Annotated in this window: 20 protein-coding genes; 7 read left to right on the top strand and 13 right to left on the bottom strand. The window is 72.6% G+C overall.

Annotated elements, in window-relative coordinates:
- A partial coding sequence (locus MXD58_RS30100; RefSeq protein ID WP_308301894.1) for a helix-turn-helix domain-containing protein occupies nt 1-1,092 on the bottom strand: 1,092 nt, incomplete at its 3' end.
- 245 nt (nt 1,093-1,337) lie between these two features.
- Here MXD58_RS30100 and MXD58_RS03940 point away from each other — a divergent pair.
- Nucleotides 1,338-3,386: a potassium channel family protein gene (locus MXD58_RS03940; RefSeq protein ID WP_248837908.1), complete on the top strand. Its 2,049-nt coding sequence runs from the start codon at nt 1,338-1,340 to the stop codon at nt 3,384-3,386.
- Here MXD58_RS03940 and MXD58_RS03935 read toward each other — a convergent pair.
- Nucleotides 3,362-4,798 carry a short-chain fatty acyl-CoA regulator family protein gene (locus MXD58_RS03935; RefSeq protein WP_248837909.1) on the bottom strand — a complete coding sequence of 479 codons (1,437 nt, stop codon included), beginning with the start codon at nt 4,796-4,798 and terminating at the stop codon, nt 3,362-3,364. The genes MXD58_RS03940 and MXD58_RS03935 overlap by 25 nt on opposite strands.
- Before the next feature lie 207 nt (nt 4,799-5,005).
- Between MXD58_RS03935 and aceA the strand changes: the two genes are divergently transcribed.
- Together aceA and MXD58_RS03925 are read left to right on the top strand one after the other, a co-directional pair.
- Complete coding sequence (aceA, locus tag MXD58_RS03930) at nt 5,006-6,379, top strand: isocitrate lyase (protein ID WP_248837910.1); 1,374 nt, start codon at nt 5,006-5,008, stop codon at nt 6,377-6,379.
- An 86-nt stretch (nt 6,380-6,465) separates the two neighbouring features.
- On the top strand, nt 6,466-7,005 hold the full coding sequence (locus MXD58_RS03925; RefSeq protein ID WP_248837911.1) for a toll/interleukin-1 receptor domain-containing protein: 540 nt from the start codon (nt 6,466-6,468) through the stop codon (nt 7,003-7,005).
- Here the strand turns inward: MXD58_RS03925 and MXD58_RS03920 are convergent.
- Nucleotides 6,982-7,476: a hypothetical protein gene (locus tag MXD58_RS03920; protein ID WP_248837912.1), complete on the bottom strand. Its 495-nt coding sequence runs from the start codon at nt 7,474-7,476 to the stop codon at nt 6,982-6,984. The two genes, MXD58_RS03925 and MXD58_RS03920, sit on opposite strands and share 24 nt — an antisense overlap.
- Before the next feature lie 358 nt (nt 7,477-7,834).
- On the opposite strand from MXD58_RS03920, the gene MXD58_RS03915 reads away from it, so the two are divergent.
- Both MXD58_RS03915 and MXD58_RS03910 read left to right on the top strand, forming a co-directional pair.
- Entirely contained in the window at nt 7,835-8,437 is a 603-nt protein-coding gene (locus MXD58_RS03915) for an LmeA family phospholipid-binding protein (RefSeq protein WP_248837913.1), read from the top strand.
- A complete protein-coding gene (locus MXD58_RS03910) occupies nt 8,434-8,997 on the top strand; it encodes a histidine kinase (protein ID WP_248837914.1) in 564 nt (187 codons plus the stop codon). Before MXD58_RS03915 ends, MXD58_RS03910 begins: the two co-directional genes overlap by 4 nt.
- A gap of 49 nt (nt 8,998-9,046) precedes the next feature.
- Here MXD58_RS03910 and MXD58_RS03905 read toward each other — a convergent pair whose 3' ends face one another.
- Both MXD58_RS03905 and MXD58_RS03900 read right to left on the bottom strand, forming a co-directional pair.
- Nucleotides 9,047-10,171, bottom strand: coding sequence for an NDMA-dependent alcohol dehydrogenase (locus tag MXD58_RS03905; RefSeq protein WP_248837915.1), 1,125 nt, complete (start codon nt 10,169-10,171; stop codon nt 9,047-9,049).
- Between the two features lie 98 nt (nt 10,172-10,269).
- Nucleotides 10,270-10,851: a DinB family protein gene (locus MXD58_RS03900; protein ID WP_248837916.1), complete on the bottom strand. Its 582-nt coding sequence runs from the start codon at nt 10,849-10,851 to the stop codon at nt 10,270-10,272.
- 87 nt (nt 10,852-10,938) lie between these two features.
- Between MXD58_RS03900 and MXD58_RS03895 the strand changes: the two genes are divergently transcribed.
- Nucleotides 10,939-12,219 (top strand): acetyl-CoA hydrolase/transferase family protein, encoded by a 1,281-nt coding sequence (locus tag MXD58_RS03895; protein WP_248837917.1) that lies wholly within the window; start codon nt 10,939-10,941, stop codon nt 12,217-12,219.
- Between the two features lie 60 nt (nt 12,220-12,279).
- Here MXD58_RS03895 and MXD58_RS03890 read toward each other — a convergent pair whose 3' ends face one another.
- Entirely contained in the window at nt 12,280-13,140 is an 861-nt protein-coding gene (locus tag MXD58_RS03890; RefSeq protein ID WP_248837918.1) for a universal stress protein, read from the bottom strand.
- A gap of 429 nt (nt 13,141-13,569) precedes the next feature.
- On the opposite strand from MXD58_RS03890, the gene MXD58_RS03885 reads away from it, so the two are divergent.
- Nucleotides 13,570-14,730: an acyl-CoA dehydrogenase family protein gene (locus MXD58_RS03885; RefSeq protein ID WP_248837919.1), complete on the top strand. Its 1,161-nt coding sequence runs from the start codon at nt 13,570-13,572 to the stop codon at nt 14,728-14,730.
- Between the two features lie 19 nt (nt 14,731-14,749).
- Here the strand turns inward: MXD58_RS03885 and MXD58_RS03880 are convergent, their stop codons facing one another.
- The 7 genes from MXD58_RS03880 to MXD58_RS03850 form a co-directional block, all read right to left on the bottom strand.
- Nucleotides 14,750-15,271 carry a P-loop NTPase family protein gene (locus MXD58_RS03880; RefSeq protein WP_248837920.1) on the bottom strand — a complete coding sequence of 174 codons (522 nt, stop codon included), beginning with the start codon at nt 15,269-15,271 and terminating at the stop codon, nt 14,750-14,752.
- Nucleotides 15,272-15,341: 70 nt separating this feature from the next.
- A complete protein-coding gene (locus MXD58_RS03875) occupies nt 15,342-15,818 on the bottom strand; it encodes a VOC family protein (protein ID WP_248837921.1) in 477 nt (158 codons plus the stop codon).
- Between the two features lie 131 nt (nt 15,819-15,949).
- A complete protein-coding gene (locus tag MXD58_RS03870) occupies nt 15,950-17,473 on the bottom strand; it encodes an MFS transporter (protein WP_248837922.1) in 1,524 nt (507 codons plus the stop codon).
- A 115-nt stretch (nt 17,474-17,588) separates the two neighbouring features.
- Nucleotides 17,589-19,178, bottom strand: a complete 1,590-nt coding sequence (locus tag MXD58_RS03865) for an FMN-binding glutamate synthase family protein (protein WP_248837923.1) — start codon at nt 19,176-19,178, stop codon at nt 17,589-17,591.
- A 197-nt stretch (nt 19,179-19,375) separates the two neighbouring features.
- On the bottom strand, nt 19,376-19,894 hold the full coding sequence (locus MXD58_RS03860; RefSeq protein ID WP_250609049.1) for a TIGR00725 family protein: 519 nt from the start codon (nt 19,892-19,894) through the stop codon (nt 19,376-19,378).
- 63 nt (nt 19,895-19,957) lie between these two features.
- Nucleotides 19,958-20,326, bottom strand: a complete 369-nt coding sequence (locus MXD58_RS03855) for a nuclear transport factor 2 family protein (protein ID WP_248837925.1) — start codon at nt 20,324-20,326, stop codon at nt 19,958-19,960.
- Nucleotides 20,327-20,458: 132 nt separating this feature from the next.
- On the bottom strand, nt 20,459-21,344 hold an 886-nt coding region (locus MXD58_RS03850), incomplete at its 5' end, for a citrate/2-methylcitrate synthase (protein WP_250609047.1).

The following is a 21,344-nucleotide window of genomic DNA, read 5'->3' as shown; positions in this document are numbered from 1 at the left end:
CAGCCGGTACGGCGCGAGCCAGCCGGGTGGTCTGAGGCTGCCGGTGCTCGACCAGGCCGCGCCGTCGCGGGTCGTCACGATGACCACGCCGCACGGCGTGCTCACGGGCCGGAGCAGGCCGCTGCCGTCGAGGACGCCGCCGCCGGGCGGGCCCAGGTCGGCGTCGGGGTCGTCGGCGTTGTCGATGACGAGCAGCCACGGCCGGTCGAGGGCGTCGAGCAGCCGCCAGAGCAGGTCCGGGAGGCTGCCCTGGGCGAGCTGGTGCTGGGAGGCACCCAGTTCGACGGCGAGCGCGGTCATGGTCGCCGTCACCGTGCCGGGCCCGGCGGCGTTGATCCACCAGGTTCGCACGCCCCGGTCGAGGGCTCGGGCGGCGACGGTGAGCGCGACGGTGCTCTTGCCGACGCCGCCGAGACCATGCAGGACGTGGACCCGGCAGGTGTCCCTGGTCGGACCGTCACCGGTGACGCGGGCGGTGCCCACGGCATCGGCGGCATCGGCGGCATCGGTGTGGTCGGTGGTGTCGGTGGTGTCGGTGGTGTCGGTGGCGCCGGGGGGCTGGTGCGGCCCGGCCGGGGCCGGGAGCGCGGTGGTGAGCCGGTCGAGGAGGTCGCCACGCCCGCGGATGACCCCCAGGCCCTCGAGGCGGCCGACGGGCGGCCGGAGCGTGAGGTTCGCCCGCTCGGCTCCGCCCGCGGCGACACCGTCGCTGTCCGTACCCGTCCCGCTGGAGTCCTGGTTCGGCTGGACGGGCGGTGCGGCGCCGCCCACCGGGCCGCTGAGCGGGCGTCCGGCACTGCCCTTGGTGACGGTTCGGCGATGGCGGCGGGCCCGCATCCACGCCGCCACCCACGCGTGCACCTCCGCCGGGCTGGTGACCCCGCAGGCCCGCAGCATCCCCGGCACAAGATCGGCGGGCTTGAGTCCGGGCAGGTGGGCGCCGCTGAAGTACCCACCGGCGGTGCTGGGCGGAATGCCGACGGCCTTGGCGACGTCGCGCACGCTGAGCCCCGCCCGCACCCGGACAGCGGTCAGCGCACGGCCGAACTCCTCGCAGGTGGTGACCGTCGCGGGGTCGATCTCTTCGGACACGCGCGTACCTCGTACTGGCTGAGGAACAGGTCGGAGGTGGATCAGGCGACCAATCTTGCCCTGACATGGCGACTGTGGGTAGACGCGTCCGATGCCGGACATCCCAGTTTCGTCACGGAAACGGTATGTAACGGCCGCCGGCCGGCTCCGGTGGGCGAGGCGTCGGCCCTGCACCGTCGATCCGCGGCGGGCATGCGAAACTGGCGGCGGGCCAGAGCCGGGTTCTCGTCGGCGGGGGAGGAATCATGGCGCCGACGGCTCCCGAGCGGCCAGCGCGGGACGAACCACCCGCCGCGCACGCGGCGGCGGCGGCCACCGGGAGCGTCGGACACGTCATCGTGGCAGGCCTCGGTGGGCTGGGTGTCCGCCTCGCGGAGCAGCTCCGGGACTCCGGTGTCACGGTCGTCGGCGTCGACGACCGGCTCACCGCCACCGCCCGCCGGCGCCTCGAACGGTCCGGCGTGCGCGTGCTGGTGGAGAGCCCGCATGCCGACGAGGTGCTGCGCGATGCCGGGATCGCCACGGCCCACGCCGTCGTCCTCTGTCACGAGACGGACCTCGCCAACCTGGAGACCGCGCTGGTCGCCGCCGAGGTCGCCCCCGGCGTCCGGCTCGTCGTCAGCGTCAACAACGCGCAGCTCGGTGACCAGCTCGCCGACGCGTTCGACCAGGTGCGGGTGCTCAACCTCGCCGAGCTCGCCGGGCCCAGCTTCGTCGAGGCGTGCGTGCGCTCCGACGTCACGCACGCGTTCACGATGGGGACCCGCGCGGACGCCGAGGTGTTCGCGGTGATCGAGGAGGAGATCACCGGCCGGGCGGCCTTCCGGACCCGTTACGGCGACCTCACCCCGATCCTGCTGCGCCGCGCCGGCTCACGCGACGCCGAGGTGTGCCCGCCGCGCGACACCCCACTGCGCCCCGGCGACCGGCTGACCGTGATCGGCCGGCTCGCCGAGTTCGACGACCGGGGGATGACCGTGTCGGGCCTGCACGACGCGCGGCTGTTCGCCGAGCTCGGCGACGGTGACGCCGGGCCGGCGTCGGCGGCGCGGGCCCGGCGCGGCACCACGGCCCGGATCCGCGAGTTCGTCGCGATGATCCGCGGTGAGCTCGACCGGCCGTTCCGGCTGGCGCTCGGCGCCGTGTTCACCCTCATGATCGTCAGCACGATCGTCCTGTCGCTGACCTACGCCGCGAACAACGCGGCCGCCCCGCCCGACTTCGGCCCGCTCGACGCGCTCTACCTCACCGTCGAAACGATGGTCACGGTCGGGTACGGCGACTACAACTTCGGCGCGGCCGACGAGTGGCTGCAGGTCTTCGGGATCGCCCTGATGCTGCTCGGGGCGCTGTCGATCGCGGTCGTGTACGCCTTCATCACCAACGTGATCATCAGCCGGCGCCTGGAGCGGGCGATGGGCCGCGGCCGGGCCGGGGCGGTGCGCGGGCACGTCATCCTCTGCGGCCTGGGCTCCGTCGGCGTCGCGACCATGGACGGGCTGCTGCGCGCCGGGCGGCAGGTCGTCGTCATCGAACGGGACGAGAACAACCGGTACCTGCCGGTCGCCCGGGAACGCGGCGTGCCGGTGATCCTCGGCGACGGCACCGTCCGCGCCACCCTGCTCGAGGCCGGTCTCGCCCATGCGAGGACGATCGCCGCGCTGACCAGCGACGGCGTGGCGAACCTGGAGACCGTGCTCTCGGCGCGGGAGGCGCATGACGAGCTGCGCGGCACCCGGGCCGCCCGGGAGCTCGCGCGCCGCTCCGGCGGGCGTTCCTACGGCCGGACCGGCGGGGGCCGCCGCGACGACGGGCGGCACCTGGCGGACCTGCGGGTGGTGCTGCGGGTCGTCGAGTCGTCGATGGCCGACGAGGTCGAGCGACGCTTCGGCATCCACACCGCCCGCGACGCCGCCGCGCTGGCCACCCCCTACCTCGTCGGGGCGGCGCTGGGCTACGACGTGATCAGCGCCTTCTACGTGCAGCGCACGCCGTTCCTCGTCGCCCGGATGATCGTGCGCGCCGGCGGCGGACTCGCCGGTCCGACGCTGCGCGAACTGTCCACCGGGACCAGGGTGCTGGCCGTGACGACCGCGGCGAGGGACGAACCCGACTACCGTCCCGGCCGGCACACCCGGCTGCGCTCCGGCGACAAGCTGATCGTCGTCGGCCCGGTCGGCGGGATCGTCGACATGGTGCGCCGCAACCAGCGGCCCCCCAACCCGCCGACGGGTGAACCGGAGCTCCGGGCACCCCGGCCGGAGCCGTCTCAGGCCAGGCCGTCGGGCGGATAGGGGGCGAACGTGCCGCGGTTGGCGTCCAGCGCCAGGGCGCGGCCGATCTGCGGGAACGCCCGCTGCGCGCAGCCGACCCGTTCGCAGACCTTGCAGCCGATGCCGATCGGCACCGCGGCCGCCGGATCGTCCAGGTTCAGCCCGGTCGAATACACCAGGCGATGGGCCTGGCGCAGTTCGCAGCCCAGCCCGATCGCGAACGTCTTACCCGGCCGGCCAAACCGGCCATAGCCACTGCTCACCGTGCGGGCAATCCAGAAGTAGCTGCGCCCGTCCGGCATCGTCGCTATCTGGGTGTGAATCCGGCCGGGCGCGGCGAGCGCCTCGTAGACATTCCACAGCGGGCAGGTCCCACCGGCCCGGGAGAAATGGAATCCGGTGGCGGACTGCCGTTTCGACATGTTCCCGGCCCGGTCCACCCGGATGAACGAGAACGCGACGCCCCGGGCCCGCGGCCGCTGCAACGTGCTCAACCGGTGGCAGATCGTTTCGAAGCCCATGCCGAAATACCCGGAAAGCCGTTCGACGTCATAGCGGAAACGTTCCGCGGTGGCGTGGAACGCCTGGTACGGCAGGATCAGCGCGGCGGCGAAGTAGTTCCCGAGGCCGATCCGGATCAGCGTGCGCGCCGCCGGGCCGCTGGGCAGGCCCTCGTCGGTCAGCCGGGTGATCAGCCCGTCGAACTCGGTGAACCCGAGCTGCAGGGCCAGCCGAAACGCCCGCTGGCCGGGGTTCAGGTGCCGCGAGAGGGTCAGCACCCGCGTCCGCGGGTCGAACCGGTGCAGTTCGTCCGCGCCGAGATCGCGGTCGTCGGGCGCGGGATCGCGGATGTGCACGCGCACGCCGTGGTGGGCGAGCCGGTCGGTGAGGACGGTGAGCAGCCGGCCGGGGGACAGGCCGATCTCGGCGGCAAGCCGTTCGGCCGCCTCGTCGAGGTCACCGATGTAGTTCTGCCGCTGGTAGAAGAAGTCCCGGACCTCCTCGTCGGGCATCGGCGCCGGCGCGGGGCCGGCCGGTTCCGGGCCGCGGGCGCCGGTGAGCGCGGCGAGGCGCTCGCCCGCCTGCCGGTAGCGCCGGTGCAGGGTGATCAGTGCGTGGGCGCCGCGCGGCATCTGCTCGGCCAGGGCGACCGCGTCCGCCTCCGGGACGGCCAGGCCGAGGGTGGCGTCGGAGAAGACCTCGCGGACCTCGGCGATGAGCCGGGTGACGTCGCGGGCGGCGAAGAAACCGGCGTCGACGCCGAAAGTCTCGGTGATACGCAGCAGGACCGGGACGGTGAGCGGCCGGGAGTTGTGCTCGATCTGGTTCAGATAGCTGGGCGAGATGTCAAGCAGCCGGGCCAGCTCCACCTGGCTCATCGCCCGCTCCTCGCGCAGTTCCCGCAGCCTGGTCCCGACAAAGGTCTTCTGCATCCGTTCCTCCTGGGAAGGAGGATAGTACGACCGATGCCAAGGCACCATTTACAGGATTCGCGCATCCGCCGCCGAAGATTAGCAGGACTTGGCTGATTGGGCCGGTCGACCCGGTGGAATGGCTGTGTCAGCTTCTCCAGGTGAGGGTCGTCCGCCGGGGGCGGGTCATCCTCGCCATTGCGGACCCACGCGTAAGGGGAGATCGACATGGCCGAGACGACAGCGACGACGGCGACCACCGCGGCGACTGCGAGAGCCGGGGCGAAGCGTGCGGCCGGGGCGCCGCGGGCGGCGCGTAGCCGGGCCGCCGACGAGCTGGCGCGGCGCTGGGCTGCCGACCCGCGCTGGGCGGGCGTCGAACGCGGCTACAGCGGCCGGGAGGTGATCCGGCTGCGCGGCAGCGTCGTCGAGGAGCACACGCTGGCCCGCCTCGGCGCCGAGAAGCTGTGGCGGCTGCTGCACGAGAACGACTACCTCCACGCCCTCGGCGCGCTCACCGGCAACCAGGCCGTGCAACAGGTCAGGGCGGGGCTCTCGGCGATCTACCTGTCCGGCTGGCAGGTCGCCGCCGACGCGAACCTCGCCGGCCAGACCTACCCGGACCAGAGCCTCTACCCGGCGAACTCGGTGCCCGCGGTGGTCCGGCGGATCAACAACGCGCTGCTGCGCGCCGACCAGATCACCTGGTCCGAGGACGCCCCCGGCGCTCCCGACTGGCTCGTGCCGGTCGTCGCCGACGCCGAGGCCGGTTTCGGCGGCGTCCTCAACGCCTACGAGCTGATGACCGCGATGATCGCCGCCGGCGCCGCCGGCGTGCACTGGGAGGACCAGCTCGCCGCCGAGAAGAAGTGCGGCCACCTCGGCGGCAAGGTGCTGATCCCCACTGGCCAGCACATCCGCACCCTCGACGCCGCGCGGCTGGCCGCCGACGTCGCCGACGTCCCCACCCTGATCATCGCCCGCACCGACGCACAGGCCGCCACCCTGCTCACCAGCGACGTCGACGAGCGCGACCACCCGTTCCTCACCGGCGAGCGCACCGCCGAGGGATACCACCGCGTGTGCGCCGGCCTCGACCCGTGCATCGCCCGCGGCCTGGCCTACGCGCCGCACGCCGACCTGCTGTGGATGGAGACCTCCACCCCCGACCTTGACGTCGCCCGCCGGTTCGCCGAAGGGATCAAGGCGCGCTACCCCGACCAGATGCTCGCCTACAACTGCTCGCCGTCGTTCAACTGGCGGGCCCACCTCGACGACGCGACCATCGCCAAGTTCCAGCGCGAGCTCGGCCACATGGGCTACCGGTTCCAGTTCATCACCCTCGCCGGCTTCCACGCCCTGAACCACTCGATGTTCACCCTCGCCCACGGCTACGCCCGCGAGGGCATGACCGCCTACGTCGACCTGCAGGACCGCGAGTTCGCCAGCGAGGCCGACGGCTACACCGCCACCCGCCACCAGCGTGAGGTCGGCACCGGCTTCTACGACCTGGTCAGCACCGCCATCAACCCGACCAGCGACACCGTCGCCCTGCGCGGCTCCACCGAGGAAGCCCAGTTCACCAGCACCGCCCGCCACTGACGACGATCGCCGCCGGCGGGACGCCTCGCAGCCTGGGCGCAGACGCTAATTAACCCGATTGGTGCGATCCGTGACAGGGTGGAGTCATGAGAGAGTGCCAGGGTCCGGATCAGGATCGCCGTCCGCAGGCCGAGGGCGTTCCCGCCGGCCGGCTGGCACCGTCCTGGGACTTCTTCCTCTCCTACACCGCCGTCGACCGGCAGTGGGCGGAATGGATCGCCTGGCACCTCGAAGCGGCCGGCCTGCGGGTGCTGGTGCAGGCCTGGGACTTCGTCCCGGGCGCGAACTGGGTCGCGGGCATGCAGCGGGGCGTCGCCGAGGCCGACCGCACGATCGCGGTGCTCTCACCGGCCTATCTACGTTCGGTGTACGGACAGGCGGAATGGCAGGCCGCGGTCGCCGCCGACCCACTCGGCTTCGAAAGCAAACTCGTCCCGATCCGGATCGCCGACTGCGACCGCCCCGGCCTGCTCGCCCAGATCGTCTCCTTCGACCTGTTCGGCCTGTCAGCACAGGCCGCGACGGCCCGCCTGCTGGAACAGGTCACGGCACTGCGGGCGGGCCGGGCAAAGCCACCGGTACCGCCGGCATTCCCCGGCCCGTCACCTGACATGGATGCGCCATGACCCGTCGCGCACCTCCTTGCCGCTCTGGAATCGATCGGTCCACTGGGTATGGATCTTGCTCACGACCTGCCCGGCCATGGCATTGACGATCTGCGGAGGTACCGCGAAGCCGATGTTCGAGAGGATGAGAGTCGTTTCGACCTGGCCGTCGAGAACCCACCCAAAACTGTAGTGCAGATCGACCTTGCGGGCCGTGCCGGTGATGGTGACCGGCCGTCCGCGCGACCACACCTGCGGCCACGCTGCCCGGCAGGCGGCGTGACCCCGCCTTTTCCGTGAGGCTCGGAGTAGTCGGACGGCGTAGCCTGCAGCGATCACGGCGATCCCGCCGTCTATTCCGTCGCGCTCGATCAGGTTCCCGGCGTGGTCGTAGATGAACGTGATGTCGGGGGTCGTGTCCGAGTACTCGATTTTCGTGAGGCGGTCGTTGTTGGTGTGGCCGGCTGTCCTCCGGACTGCCCGGCTTGTCACGGGCGGCGGCTCACCGTCCGGCCGGACGGCCTCAAGCGGATTCGGAGAACTCGAATCTGGCTCACATCGTCTGGGGAAGTGGCTCCCATCCCGGGCTGGTGTGGTTGGCCTGCCGGTCGCCGCCGGCGTCACCGACCACCACGACGCTTCGAGGCAGGTGCACCGCTCCCATGAATCCGCGATCCCCATGACCCCGCAGACACCGATCGGCCGAGGATGCGTGGTGGTGGCGGCCGACGTGATGCCACTCAGCCTTGCCGCCGTGACGACACGGGTTGCCGAGAGGGGCGAGCCTCGACCGGCGGCCGGCCCGCCTGCGGCGACGTGGGGGAGGAGAAGACGGCGGGGTGGTTGGTGGTTGCTCGCGCTGCCCGTTGTCGTGCTGCTGGTGCTGCTGGTGGCCGATCGGCTGCTGGTGGGTGTGGCCGAGCAGCGGATGACCAGTCGGCTGGCCTGTCTCGGCAGGTTGACCGGGGCTCGGGCGGTGCACATCGACGGCTTCCCGTTCCTCAACCAGGTCGCCAGCGGCCATTTCGACGCGGTGACGATGACGGCCGACGGCGTCCGCGGTGTCAGCCGGCTGTCCGAGGTCGCGGTCACCTTCCGCGATCTGCGGCTGCCGCCGATGTCCGGCCTGGTCGGCCGGCCCTCGCCGGACGCGGTCACGGTGGGCTCGATCGGCATCGCGGCCACGGTCAGGCTCGGCGCCCCGGGGACGTCCAGCGCCGGGTCACCCGCCACTGGTCCCCTCGGCGGCGGGCTGCTCGCGTCCGGGTCGGCCGCGGGTGGCTCGCCGTTCCCGTTCCATCTCGACACGATCAGGGCCGTCCCCGGCGGATTTCGCGTGACGCTGACCGTGCCCGGCTCCGCGGTCGACGCCGGCGCCGGCGTGTTCGACTCGAACTGTGCCGCCGACAACGCGGCGCCCGTCACCTCCGGCGACGGGGAGACGAGGTCGTGACGTCGCGATCCGCGCCCGGGCTGACGGGCGCGCCGGTCCGCTCAGCCCGCCCGCGCCGGCGTCGGCTGCTCACGGTGGCCGTGGCGTTCGTGGTCCTGCGCGCGACACAGGCCGCGGTCGCGGTTCTGACGTTGCTGCTGGCGGCGGTGCTGCGACTTGAACAACCGTTGCCGCACCTTCAGGTGGCCCGGCTGAGCGAGATCGGGCTTCAGCCACTGACCCCGCTCACGGCACTGGTCATGGTCGCCGTGTGCGCGGTCGGAGCCGTCGTCCTGCTGCGCCGTCGGCAGGTGGTGCTGGCGTTCGCGGGAGTGAAGGTCTTCGCGCTACTGGTGGCGTCGACCATCGGCGGTGTGATGGCCGGCGGGGATGGTGGCCTGCGGCTGGTCCTGGCGGGGTGCGGCGCGGGCCTCGCCGTGCTGTTGTGGCCGGTGCTGCGCCGCGCCGCCGTGTTCGTGCTGGTCGCGGTCGGGCTGCCGCATCCCGCCGGTCGGCTCGCGGACGTCGTCCTGATGGTGAAGATCGCCCTGCTCGTCGTCCTGGTCGTGGCAGGCCCGTAGACGCGTGGCGGTCTGGCGGGCGGCGGCGCCCAGGTCGCCGTTCGGAGGATCAGTAGTCCTCGTCGGTGAAGCGGATGATGCCGCGGATGTTCTTGCCGTCGAGCATGTCACGGTAGCCGAGGTTGACGTCCTCGAGGCGGTAGGAGTTGGTGATCAGTTCGGCGAGCTTGAGGCGGCCGGCGCGGTACTGGCGGACCAGGTGGGGGATCTGCGTGCGCGGGCTCGACCCGCCGAAGATCGCTCCCTGGATGCGCTTCTGCATCAGCGTCAGGTCGACCATGCTGACCTGGGCGTCCATGGCTGCCGGGTCGCCCAGGCTGACGACGACCGTCTGGCCGCCCTTGCCGGTCAGTGCCAGCGCCGGCGCGATCATGTCGCCGGTGAGGTGCCCGACGGTGAGGATCACGGTGGTCGCCATCCGGCCCCAGGTCAGCTCGGTGACCGGCGCGATCGCGTCGGCCATCGAGGCGAACACGTGCGTCGCGCCGAACTCCATCGCCGTGTCCCGCTTGAACGCCACCGGGTCGATCGCGATGACGTGCCCGGCGCCCGCGGCGGCCGCGCCCTGCACCGCGTTGATCCCGACGCCGCCGACACCGACGACCACCGCGGTGTCGCCCTCGCGGACGTTGCCGATCGCCGTCGCCGATCCCCAGCCGGTGGACACCCCGCAGCCGAGCAGCGCGGCGAGCTCCAGCGGGATGTCGTCGTCGATCTTCACCACCGACGCCTGGTGCACCGTGACGTACGGCGCGAAACTTCCGAGCAGGCACATCGGCGTCACCGGCTGACCGTGGAGGCTGGCCCGGTGGCCGCCGTCGGAGATCGCCGTGCCGGTCATCAGCTTCGCGCCCTCGTCGCACAGGTTCTGCAGGCCGCGCGAGCACGGCGGGCACACCCCACAGGCGGGGATGAACGCGAGCACCACATGGTCGCCCTCGGCGAGACCGAACACCCCGGGACCGACCTTGGTGACGACGCCGGCGCCCTCGTGCCCGCCGAGCAGCGGGAGCTGGCCGGCCCCGCCGCTGGTGCGGAAGTGCTCGTCGGAGTGGCACAGCCCGGTCGCGGTGAGGCGAACCTGCACCTCGCCGGCGATCGGGTCGCCGAGGTCGATCTCCTCGACGACCCAGTCCTTGCCGGGCTGGTGCAACAGCGCCGCCTTGACCTTCATGCCGTCGCGCCTCCACCGCCACCATCGTGACGCTCGACTGTCAAAATCCGACAAGCGAGAGAAACGTAACACCGATTGGGGGTGACCGCCCGGTGCCACTAGCCACCGAGTTCGCCGGTGGCGCCGTCGGTCAGTTCGCGCAGAATATCGGCGTGGCCGGTGTGCCGGGCCGTTTCCTCGATCATGTGCACGTAGATCCAGCGCAGCGATACCCGACCGGCGTCGGGATGGTCGAGGGTGTCGTCGAGGGCGAAGCCCGCCGCGGCCTGCCGCGATACGGCGCAGGCGGACTCGTAGTCGCCGAGCGCACCCCCGAGGGTGTCCGCGTCGGTGACCGCCCAGTTGTCTTCCTGCTCGCCCACCGTGGCGTCGGTCAGCCGGTGCAACCAGTTGCGTTCCACGACGGCCAAGTGGCGGACGAGCCCGGTCAGCGTGGTGCGCGACGGCAGCAGCCGGCGGGCGGCGTCGGCGTCACTGACGCCTCGCACCTTGTGGACGAGCACATCGCGACAGAAGTCGAGGAACGCTTCGAGCAGCTCGCGCTCCGCGGCGGCACCCGCGTTCAGGACGCGTAGCGTCGGCGCGCGCCACGACGGCTGTGCACCGTCGGCTGGCGGCATGTCGGCTGGCGGCATGTCGGCTGGCGGCATGTCGGCTGGTGGCATGTCGGTCGGTGGCACGTCCGTCACCGTAACGGAGACGTCCGACAAACGGCGGGCGCACGGGTGCCTGCCACCTCGTGGTGACCGGTCCGGGACGATGGGGACATGCGCATCGTCAGTGAGTCCCGCCTGGGGGAGTTGGTCGTGGCGCACCTCGGCGGTCGAGCGGTCGACGCTGCCGGGACCCCGCCGGTGGTCGTCGCGTCGGGGAATTTCGCGAGCCCGGCCGTGGCGCTGCTCGCGGTCGACCGGTGCGTCGCGTCCTACCGGCTGTTCGTGCTCAACCCGCAGCGGGGCCTGCCGGTACGGCCGGGGGTGTCGCACGTGACGCCGTTCGTCGGTCCGGGCATGCGGGAGCTGGCGACGCTGGAATATGTGCCGTGCCGGCTGAGCCTGGTGCCCCGCCTGTTCGCCGGGCCCTACCGGCCCGATGTCGTCGTGCTGCACACCAGCCTGCCGGCGGATGGGCGGGTGTCCCTCGGTACCGAGGTCAACATTCTGCCGGCGGCCGTCGAGGCGGCCCGCGCCGGTGGCGGGCTGGTCGTCGCCCAGCTCAACCCGGACATGCCCTACACCTTCGGTGACGGTGAACTGCCCGTCGACCTCGTCGATCTGGCGGTCGAAGCACAGCAGCCGCTGCCGAGCCCCGCGGCCAGGGTCCTCGGCGAGGCGGCGCGGGCGATCGGGGAACGGGTCGCCGCCCTGGTGGCCGACGGCGCGACGCTGCAGATGGGGATCGGCGGTGTACCCGATGCCACGCTCGCCGCCCTGACCGCGCGGCGGGGGCTACGGGTGTGGACCGAGACGTTCTCCGACGGGGTGCTGGACCTCGACCGCGCGGGTGCCTTCGACACCGGTGCCGATCTGGTCACCAGTTTCCTGTTCGGTTCCGAGGACCTCTACCGGTGGGTGGACCGCAATCCGCGGGTGCGGCTGCTGCGCACGGAGACGGTCAACGACCCGGGCCGGATCGCCCGGCAGCCGGCCATGACCTCGATCAACACCGCGCTGCAGGTCGACCTGCACGCGCAGGCCAACGCCTCCTACGTCCGGGGGCGGATCTGGTCCGGCTTCGGCGGCCAGCCTGACTTCGTCGCCGGCGCCCTGCACGCCCCCGGCGGCCACGCGATCATCGCGCTGCCGAGCTGGCATGCCAGGACCGACACCTCCACGGTCGTCCCCGCCCTGACCGAGCCCACCACCAGCTTCCAGCACAGCTACATCGTCAGCGAGCATGGCACCGCCGCGCTGTGGGGGCGCAGCCTGCGGGAACAGGCTCGGGCCCTGGTCGCCCACGTCGCCGATCCGCGCGCCCGTGTCGAACTCACCCAGCATGTCGAGCAGGCCGCAGTGGCCCCGCCTCCCCGCCCGCGGAGCGTGCGCTGAGGGCCCCTCGACCGGCGACGCCCGCGGTCGTTCCCACCTGCCTACCTACCGCACACCTACCTACCGCACGGCGGGAACGACCGCGACCGGGCACGGGGCGTGGTGCAGACACTGGTGGCTTACCGAACCGAGCAGCAGTTCGGTGAACCCACCGTGGCCCCGGGAGCCGACGACGAGCAGTTGGGCATCCCCGGCGGCGGACAGCAGAGCGGGTGTGGCACTGCCCGTGACCAGCAGATCCTCGACGGCGAGATCGCCGCGGTCGCCGACGCCTTCGGCCACGCAGGTGTCGAGCACCGCGCGAGCGGCCTTCTGGGCGGCGTCGAAGTCCACGCCGATGTAGACGGCCGGATAGCCGACCGGGACCGGCGTCCAGGCATGCACGACCCGCAGGACCGCACCACGCAGCCGGGCCTCGCGGGCGGCGAACCGCAACGCCTCGACCGAGAGCGGCGAACCGTCGACGCCGACGACAACCGCGCCATGCGCGGGCACCTGGCCGTGCGTCACGACAACGGGTGTCGTTGCCTTGTGCACGCACTGCGCCGAGACCGAGCCCATCAGGATCCGGCGCACCGGATTCATCCCGTGCCGGCCCACCACCAGCAGGTCCGCCGTGCCCGCCGCGGCGAGCAGGGCCTCGGCCGCGTCCCGGAACTCCACCCGTTCCACCACCGGCACGGGGCAGCGGGGATCGGCGGCGCTACGGATGGCGGTCCCCAGCACCTGCCGGGCGGTCGTCTCGATGTCGTGCGCGCCTGGGCCGGGAGCCATCCGGGCCACGGACACAGGCGACTCATCGGCCGACCACGCCAGCAGGGCGGTGACCGTCGCGTCGCGCAGCCGCGCTTCCCGCAGGGCCCACTGCAAGGCGCCCTGTGCCTCCGGTGAACCGTCCACTCCCACCACGATGCCGCTCATGTCGTGCCTCCAGTCGGTGCCCGCAGGTGCCGGGGCGAGGTTGTCGCGATAGGTCCAGCGTCCGCTGACCGGGAAGATCGATCGAGTGCGGATCGATGGGCCGCTCGCGGGCCGGCTGGCCCGCCGGAGAAGTACGAACGGCCCGTCCCACCGGCAGCCCCAGGGTGCTGGCGAGGGTCCCCCTCCGTGGGCCCGTGCGCGTCGTGCGGGCGCGGCGGGCCTGATCCGTAGCGGGACTTGTCCGCGGGCGGCGGAGGGGACCGTGCTAGCGTCCGACCAGTCGCCGATGGTGCCTGATCGCTTACCGTCGTCGGCGACCCTGCCGATCGGGGCCGGGCCCGCCGACACGACGAGGTCGCGACGAGGCGAGGTCGCGACGAGGCGACGTCGCGACGAGGCGAGGTCCGGTCCGAGGACGGGAGTCACGCGATGCCCGACACCGGGCTGAGCGACGAGCAGGAGGCGCTGCGGCGCGCGGTCGCCGAGTTCGCCCGTGATGTGGTCGCGCCGGTGGCGGCTCGGCACGACGAGGAGCGGAGCTTCCCCTACGAGGTCGTCGCCGGGATGGCGGCGATGGGGCTGTTCGGACTGCCCTTCCCGCAGGAGTACGGCGGGATGGGCGGGGACCTGTTCTCGCTGTGCCTGGCGATCGAGGAACTCGCCCGGGTCGACTCGTCGGTGGCCATCACCCTGGAGGCCGGCTGCTCGCTCGGGGCGATGCCGATCTACCGCTTCGGGTCCGAGGAGCAGCGGCAGCGGTGGCTGCCGATGCTGTGCGCGGGCGAGGCGCTGGGCGCGTTCGGCCTGACCGAGCCCGAGGCCGGCAGCGACGCGGGCGGCACCAGGACGACCGCCGTGCTCGTCAACGGCGAGTGGGTCGTCAACGGCTCGAAGGCGTTCATCACGAACTCCGGCACCGACATCACCCGGCTCGTCACCGTCACCGCACGCACCGGCGGTTCCGTGGGCGTCGGCGGCCGTGACCGGGAGATCAGCACGATCGTCATTCCCGTGCCCAGCCCGGGGCTCACCGTGGAACCGGCCTACTCCAAGGTCGGCTGGCATGCCTCCGACACCCATCCGCTGAGCCTGTCCGACGTGCGGGTGCCCGCCGAGAACCTGCTCGGGGAGCGCAGCCGGGGCTACGCGAACTTCCTGGCGATCCTCGCCGAGGGCCGCATCGCGATCTCGGCGTTGGCGGTGGGCCTGGCGCAGGGGTGCGTCGACGAGTCCATCACCTACGCGAAGGCGCGCTCGGCCTTCGGCCGTCCCATCGCCGCCAACCAGGCCATCTCCTTCAAGATTGCCGAGATGGAGGCGCGGACGCACGTCGCCCGCACCGCCTACTACGACGCCGCCGCCCGCGCACTCACCGGCCGCCCCTTCGCCAAGGAGGCCGCGATCGCGAAGCTCGTCAGCAGCACCGCCGCCGTCGACAACGCCCGCGACGCCACCCAGATCCACGGCGGCTACGGCTTCATGAACGAGTACCCCGTCGCCCGCCACTGGCGCGACAGCAAGATCCTCGAAATCGGCGAGGGCACCAGCGAGATCCAGAAAATGCTCATCGCCCGCCACCTCGGCCTCTGAGCTCCGGCCGGCGCGAAGGTCAGGGCGTGTCGACAACGCTGGCGAACCAGGCTTCGACCTCACTCCTGCTACGCAGCCGTACGCGGACCCGCTCCCGTGTCTCGGTGGCGAAGCGTTCGGCGTAGCGCGCGCGATAGACGGCATGCTTGCGCCACGACCATCTGATCGGATGGTCGGCCCGCGGCACGTCGCGCCATCGCTCCCGGTTGCCGTTCCACAGGTCGCGGCGCAGCAGCAGCCGAGCCGCCGTGCGGCGGATCAGCCGCCACTCGGCCAGCCAGCGGGGCGGGTCGAGCCAGACCACCGCGTCCGCCCGGGACCAGACGAGGTCCTGGACGGCCGAGTAGTTGCCGTCGACGACCCAGGCCGGCGCCGAGGTGGCCGCGTCGACGTCGGCCGCGAACGCCGGCCGCGGCACCCAGCCGGGGCCATGGTGCAGCGCGTCGAGTTCGACGTGCGGCACGGCGAGCGCGGCGGCGAGCCGCCGCGCCAACGTCGACTTGCCCGAGCCGGAGACACCGACCACCAGAACCCTGCGCACCGGGCTGACCATAGTCAACCGGTCACCGGGCGCGGGTGGCGCTCCGGGCTGCGCTCGCCGGCCGCGGTGGCTACTCGCCGGCGGCGGCGCGGCGGATCTCCTCGATGTCGATCTTCGACATCTTCAGCATCGCCTCGGTCGCGCGCCTGGACCGCTCCGGGTCCGGGTCACCGAGCAGCTCGCCCAGCGCCGTCGGCACGATCTGCCACGACACGCCCCAGCGATCCTTGAGCCAGCCGCACTGGCTCTCGCAACCGCCGTCGGCGGTGAGGCTGTTCCAGTAATGGTCGATCTCGTCCTGCGACACGCAGAAGACCTGCAGCGAGAAGGCCTCGGTGGGCGGGAAGATCGGGCCGCCGTTGAGCGCGACGTACTCCCGGCCGTCCAGCTCGAACTGCACGGTCATCGCGCTGCCCTCCGGGCGCATGCCGCCCGGGCCGTAGCGGGCGACGCTCGTGATGCGGGAGTTCGGGAACAGCGACGTGTAGAACTCGGCGGCCTGCTCGCCCTGGTCGTCGAACCACAGACACGGCGTGATGCTGGGCATGAGGGGACCTCTCCGTCGGCGGCGGGCTTCGGACGCGGCCTCCCGGGCCCGATGGCGGCAACCCTAGCGGCGCCCACCGACAGTTTTCGTTGGTGCCGAGACCAGCGGCGCCCGGCGATCGGCCGGCTCGGTCAGCCGGGCTCCGCTGGTGTCGCGCCGGAGCGGGCGAGCTGCTCGCCGGACACCTCGGCCAGCGGCGGTGCGTCCAGGCAGCAGTGGGAGGTGCCTGGTCCCGGGGCGAAGGTCGCCTGCGCCCCGGCTGGCCGGGGCGGGTTGCGAATGGTCAGGGCGGCGACCAGACCGCCAAGTCCGCACAGTCCGGCCGCGAGGAGCACCGCGTTGTGGAAGCCGGCGGAGAAGTCCGCCGGCAGTCCGTAGGCCGCGGCGGTGATGCCGCCGGCCGCCGGCAGGACCGCCACCGCGATCAGGTTCGCCACCCGGGCCACATCGTTGTTCACCGCGGAGGCCAGACCGGCGTGCCGGGGCGGGACAGCGGCGAGCGCCGTCGCGGTCAGCGGAGCCACCGTGATCGCCAGGCCCAGGCCGAAGACGGTGACGGCCGGCAGCACCTGGCTCGGGTAGTCGCCGTCGCCGCCGACGCGGGAGAGCAGCGCCAGACCGGCGCCGACGACGAGTGGCCCCACCGTCATCTGCAGCCGCGGGCCGATGCGTGCGGCGAGGCGCCCGGAGCGCGCCGACAGCGCCAGCATGATCAGCGTCACCGGCAGCAGCGCCATCCCGGACCGCAGCGGGCTGTAGCCGCAGGCGAGCTGGAGCTGAACGGGCAGCAGGAACAACGTGCCGCCGAGCGCGGCGTAGACGGCGAACGTCACCAGGTTCGTCGCGGTGAACTGGCGGGCGGTGAACAGGTCCAGCGGCAGCATCGGCGCCGCCGACCGTCGCTCGACGGCGATGAACGCGACGAGCACCGCCACGCCGCCGACCAGCGCCGCCAGCACCACCGGCGCCGTCCAGCCCCGACTCGGCCCCTCGATGAGCCCGTAGGTGAGCCCCACCAGGCCGACGGTGACCAGCGGCCCGCCGGCCAGGTCGATCCGGCCGTCCGGGCGCGGGTCACGCGACTCCGGTACATGCCGCCACGCCACGGCGAGCACCGCCGCCGCCACCGGCAGGTTGATCAGGAAGATCAGCCGCCACGACCACACCTCGACGAGCCAGCCGCCGAGGAACGGGCCGACCGCGGTCGCAACCCCGCCGAGCCCCGACCAGGCGCCGATCGCCCGACCCCGGTGTTCGGGGACGAAACTCGCCTCCAGGATCGCGAGGCTGCCCGGGGTCAGCAGCGCCGCCCCGACGCCCTGCAACGCCCGCGCGGCGATGAGGGTCGCGCTGTTCGGCGCCGCCGCGCAGCCCATCGACGCGACCACGAACCAGACCACGCCGGCCATGAACATCCGCCGGCGCCCGTAGCGGTCCCCGAGATCACCGGCGACCAGCAGCAGGCCGGCGAGAGTCAGCGTGTACGAGGTGACGACCCACTGCAACGAGGTCAGGCCGGTGTGCAGATCCCGGCCCATGGCGGGCAGGGCGATACCGACGACCGTCGCGTCGATCGCGGCGAGCGCCGACCCGAGCACCGTCGCCGCCAGCACCCACCGCCCGGCGGGTGTGCCCAGGCGTAGGCCGTCCTCCATCAGCGTCCCTCCGTCGGGGTCATCGTCGAGGCCAACCCACCGGCTGTCCAGTGACCTCCGCCCGGCGGGGACGGGCGCGACCAGGACGGCGCCGGCCGGGTCGGCGGGTGGGAGGTCAGGGACGGAAACGGTCGGGGTCGGCGGAGTTCCAGTCGATCGCCCAGTCCGCCGGCGGTTCGGCGAGCAGCTCACCGGGTTCGAGCCAGGGGTACAGCTCGGCGTAGCTGCGGGTCTCGGTGTGGGTGACCCGGCGCATCAGCATCCCGGGGTGCAGCTCGCCCGGTGAGGCACAGCCGAGGGAGGCCATGACCTGCACCGCGGTGGCCACCGTGGCCCGCTGGTAGCGGAACACCCGCTCGCCCTTGTCGTCCACGTCGAGGGCACGGGCCCGGCGCGGGTCCTGCGTGGCCACCCCGGTCGGGCAGGTGTTGGTGTGGCAGCGCTGCGCCTGGATGCAGCCGACCGCCATCATCATCGCCCGCGCCGAGTTGGTGTAGTCGGCGCCCTGCGCGAGGCGCTTGACGATGTCCACCCCGGTCGCGACCTTGCCGCTGACGCCGATCCGGATCCGGTCCCGCAGACCGACGCCGACCAGCGCGTTGTGCACGGTGATCAGACCCTCGGTCAGCGGCGTGCCGACATGGTCCTCGTACTCCAGCGGGGCGGCGCCGGTGCCGCCCTCGCCGCCGTCGACGACGATGAAGTCCGGGGCCACGCCCTCCTCCAGCATCGCCCGGCAGATCGCGAGCAACTCGCGCCGGGAGCCGACGCACAGCTTGAACCCGGTCGGCTTGCCGCCGGCCAGCTCGCGCATCCGCGCGATGAAGAGGATCAGCTCCCGTGGCGTCGCGAACACGCTGTGCCCCGGCGGGCTGACACAGGCAGCCCCGGCCCGCACGCCGCGGGCCGCGGCGATCTCGGCGCTCACCTTCGCGGCGGGCAGGATACCGCCGAGACCCGGCTTCGCGCCCTGGCTCAGTTTCAGCTCGACCATCTTCACCGACCCGAGTGCGGCCTTGTCCTTGAACCTGGCCGGATCGAACTCGCCGTCCGCCGTGCGCGCGCCGAAGTAGCCGCTGCCGATCTCCCAGATCAGGTCGGCGCCGTACCGCAGGTGATGGTCGGTGAGGCCGCCCTCGCCGGTGTCGTGGGCGAAGCCACCGGCGGCCGCGCCCTGGTTCATCGCCAGCACCGCGTTGCCGGACAGCGAGCCGAAGCTCATCGCGGACACGTTGAGCAGCGCGATGTCGTACGGCTGGGTGCAGTCCGGGCCGCCCACCCGCACCCGCGGCGCGGGCGCGTCCGGCGGGACCCGCACCGGGACGGTGGAGTGCGGCAGGTACTCGTAGCCGACCTCGTTGACGTCCCGTTCGGTGCCGAATGCCTGGTCGCTGTGGACGCCCTTGGCCCGCTCGTAGACGCTGCTGCGCACCTCGCGGTCGAACGGGCGGCCGTCGTAGTTGCGCTCGATGAAGTACTGCTGGATCTCCGGGCGGATCCGCTCCAGCCCGAAGCGCAGGTACCCAGCGAGCGGGTAGGCGCGCAGGATCGCGTGCCGGCGCTGGGTGACGTCGTGCACGGCCAGCGCGAGCAGCACGATCAGGACGCCGACCGCGGCCCACCACGCCCCCGACACGAATACCGCCGCGGCCAGCGCCGCCCCGACGGCGAGGACGAGGCCCGCCAGTACACCCACCGGAAACATCGCGATCGTGGTCCTCTCCCGAGCCGCCGCCTCAACCGCGCGGGGCCGGGCCGGCGGCGGGAGGCCGTCGGCGAGGGTCCGCGCCGTCGCGACGAATGCGACGCTATACGCCGCGACACTCAGACCTGAGCGTGTTCGCTCCCTGTGCCGGACAGGTGGCCGAGAGGCCCGGGTGGCGCGTGAGTGGCCCGCCACGGTCACTTGGTGCCGCGGGTGCTGGCCAGGGCGGCGCGGACGGCGTCGACCACGTCGTCGGCGCTGGTGACCGGGACGATGGTGGGGTGGCCGCCGCCACGGGCGTCACCGTCCCTGGTGTCGACGGTCCTGGTGTCGACGGTCCAGGTGTTCAGGCCGATGACCGGGCGGCCGGTGCGCAGGGCGAAAGCGATCTCGCTCAGGGTCCCCCAGCTCCCCCCGACGGCGACCAGGGCGTCGCTGGCGCGCACGAGCAGGCCGTTGCGGAGCTCGCCGAGGCCGGTCGGGATGCTGACGGTGAGATGCTCGTTGCCGGTGGCGCGTGACAGGCCGGGCAGCAGGCCGATCGTCATTCCGCCTGCCTGGGCGGCGCCACGGCAGGCGGCGGCCATCACCCCGCCCAGGCCACCGCAGACGACGGCCCATCCCGCCTCGGCGAGGCGCCGTCCCACGACCTCAGCGGCGCCGAGGTCGGCGGCACCCGCGTCGCTCGGCCCGGCCACGCCGATGTAGGTCGTCACCGCTGCCGGGCAGTCGCCACTCCTCGTCATGAGACGAGGATGGCGACCGCCAGTCGGCCGCGGTTACTGGGCGTTCGGGACACGGTCCAGGAAACCGCTGACCGAGTTCACCCGTCCGTCCTCGGCCAAGGTGATCACGTCGAATCCGGCGATGGGCGCCGAAGCGTCCTGCGGGGAGACGAGTTCCCAGCTGAACCGGGCGATGTGGTGATGGGCATCCGGGGTGCCCACCGCTCGGAACGCGAAACCGGGGAACTGCTCGTGCACACCGCGGATCGTGGCGGCGAGCGCGTCCTGACCACGGACGTCGGTCAGCGGGTCGGTGTAGGTGGCGTCGTCGGTGAACGCCTCGGCCACCGCCTTCTCCACGTCGTCGGCGCCGGCGTTCCACGCGGCGAAATAACGCTCGACGGCGTCGGTGTGAATGCTCATTCCCATTCCCTTCGTCGTTTCTCCGTTGCCGTGTCAAGACTGCGGCACGGCCCGGGGCGCGTCGATTACCACGCAGGTAATCCACCTCGCCCCGGGTCGGCACGGGGAAGGGCGCGGGCTCGACGTGGTTGGCTACGGCGCCGGTACCGGCCGTGGCGCGGGTGGTCCCACGTAGCGCGCAGACGGTCGGATGATCTTGCTGTCGGCGGCCTGCTCGAGGATGTTCGCCGTCCAGCCGAGGGTGCGGGCGACGGCGAACGTGGGCGTGAACATCTCCCTGGCCAGGCCGCACAGTTCCATCACCACGCCGGCGTAGAACTCGACGTTGGTGTGCAGCTCCCGGCCGGGCTTCAGCTCGGCGAGCAGCTCGACGACCCGCTGTTCGACCTGCGTGGCGAACGAGACCAGCTCGCCGCCGAACTCCTGCGCGACGCCGCGCAGCAGCCGGGACCGCGGATCCTCGGTGCGGTAGACGGGATGCCCGAAGCCCATGATCCGGTCGCCGGCGAGGACGTGCTCGCGGATCCAGGGGTCGATCCGCTCCGGGCTGCCGATCGCGTCGAGGGTGTCCAGCGCCCGGCTGGGCGCGCCGCCGTGCAACGGCCCGGACAGCGCACCGATCGCGCCGACGACACAGGCGACCAGGTCCGCGCCCGTCGAGGCGATCACCCGGGCGGTGAAGGTCGAGGCGTTGAACCCGTGGTCGACGGTGCACACCAGGTAGCGCTCGATCGCCCGGACCTGGACGGGCGTCGGCTCGGTCCCCGTGACCATGTACAGGTAGTTGGCCGCGAAGGGCAGGTCGTCGCGGGGCGCGACCGGCGTCAGCCCCTGGCCGAGCCGGTGCAGCGCCGCCGCCAGCGTCGGGGTGAGCGCCGCGGCGAACAGGGCGTCGTCGATCCGGGTCGCCTCGTCGGCGTCGTAGAGCGGCCCGACGCCGCGTGCCGATCCAGCCAGCGATAGCGCGGTGCGCAGCCCGTCGAGCGCCCCCGCTCCCGCGCGGCGGCCCGCCTGGGCC

The organism is Frankia sp. AgKG'84/4, from assembly GCF_023242965.2.
GTDB lineage: Bacteria > Actinomycetota > Actinomycetes > Frankiales > Frankiaceae > Frankia.
This window is presented reverse-complemented; position numbering and strand designations above follow the sequence as displayed.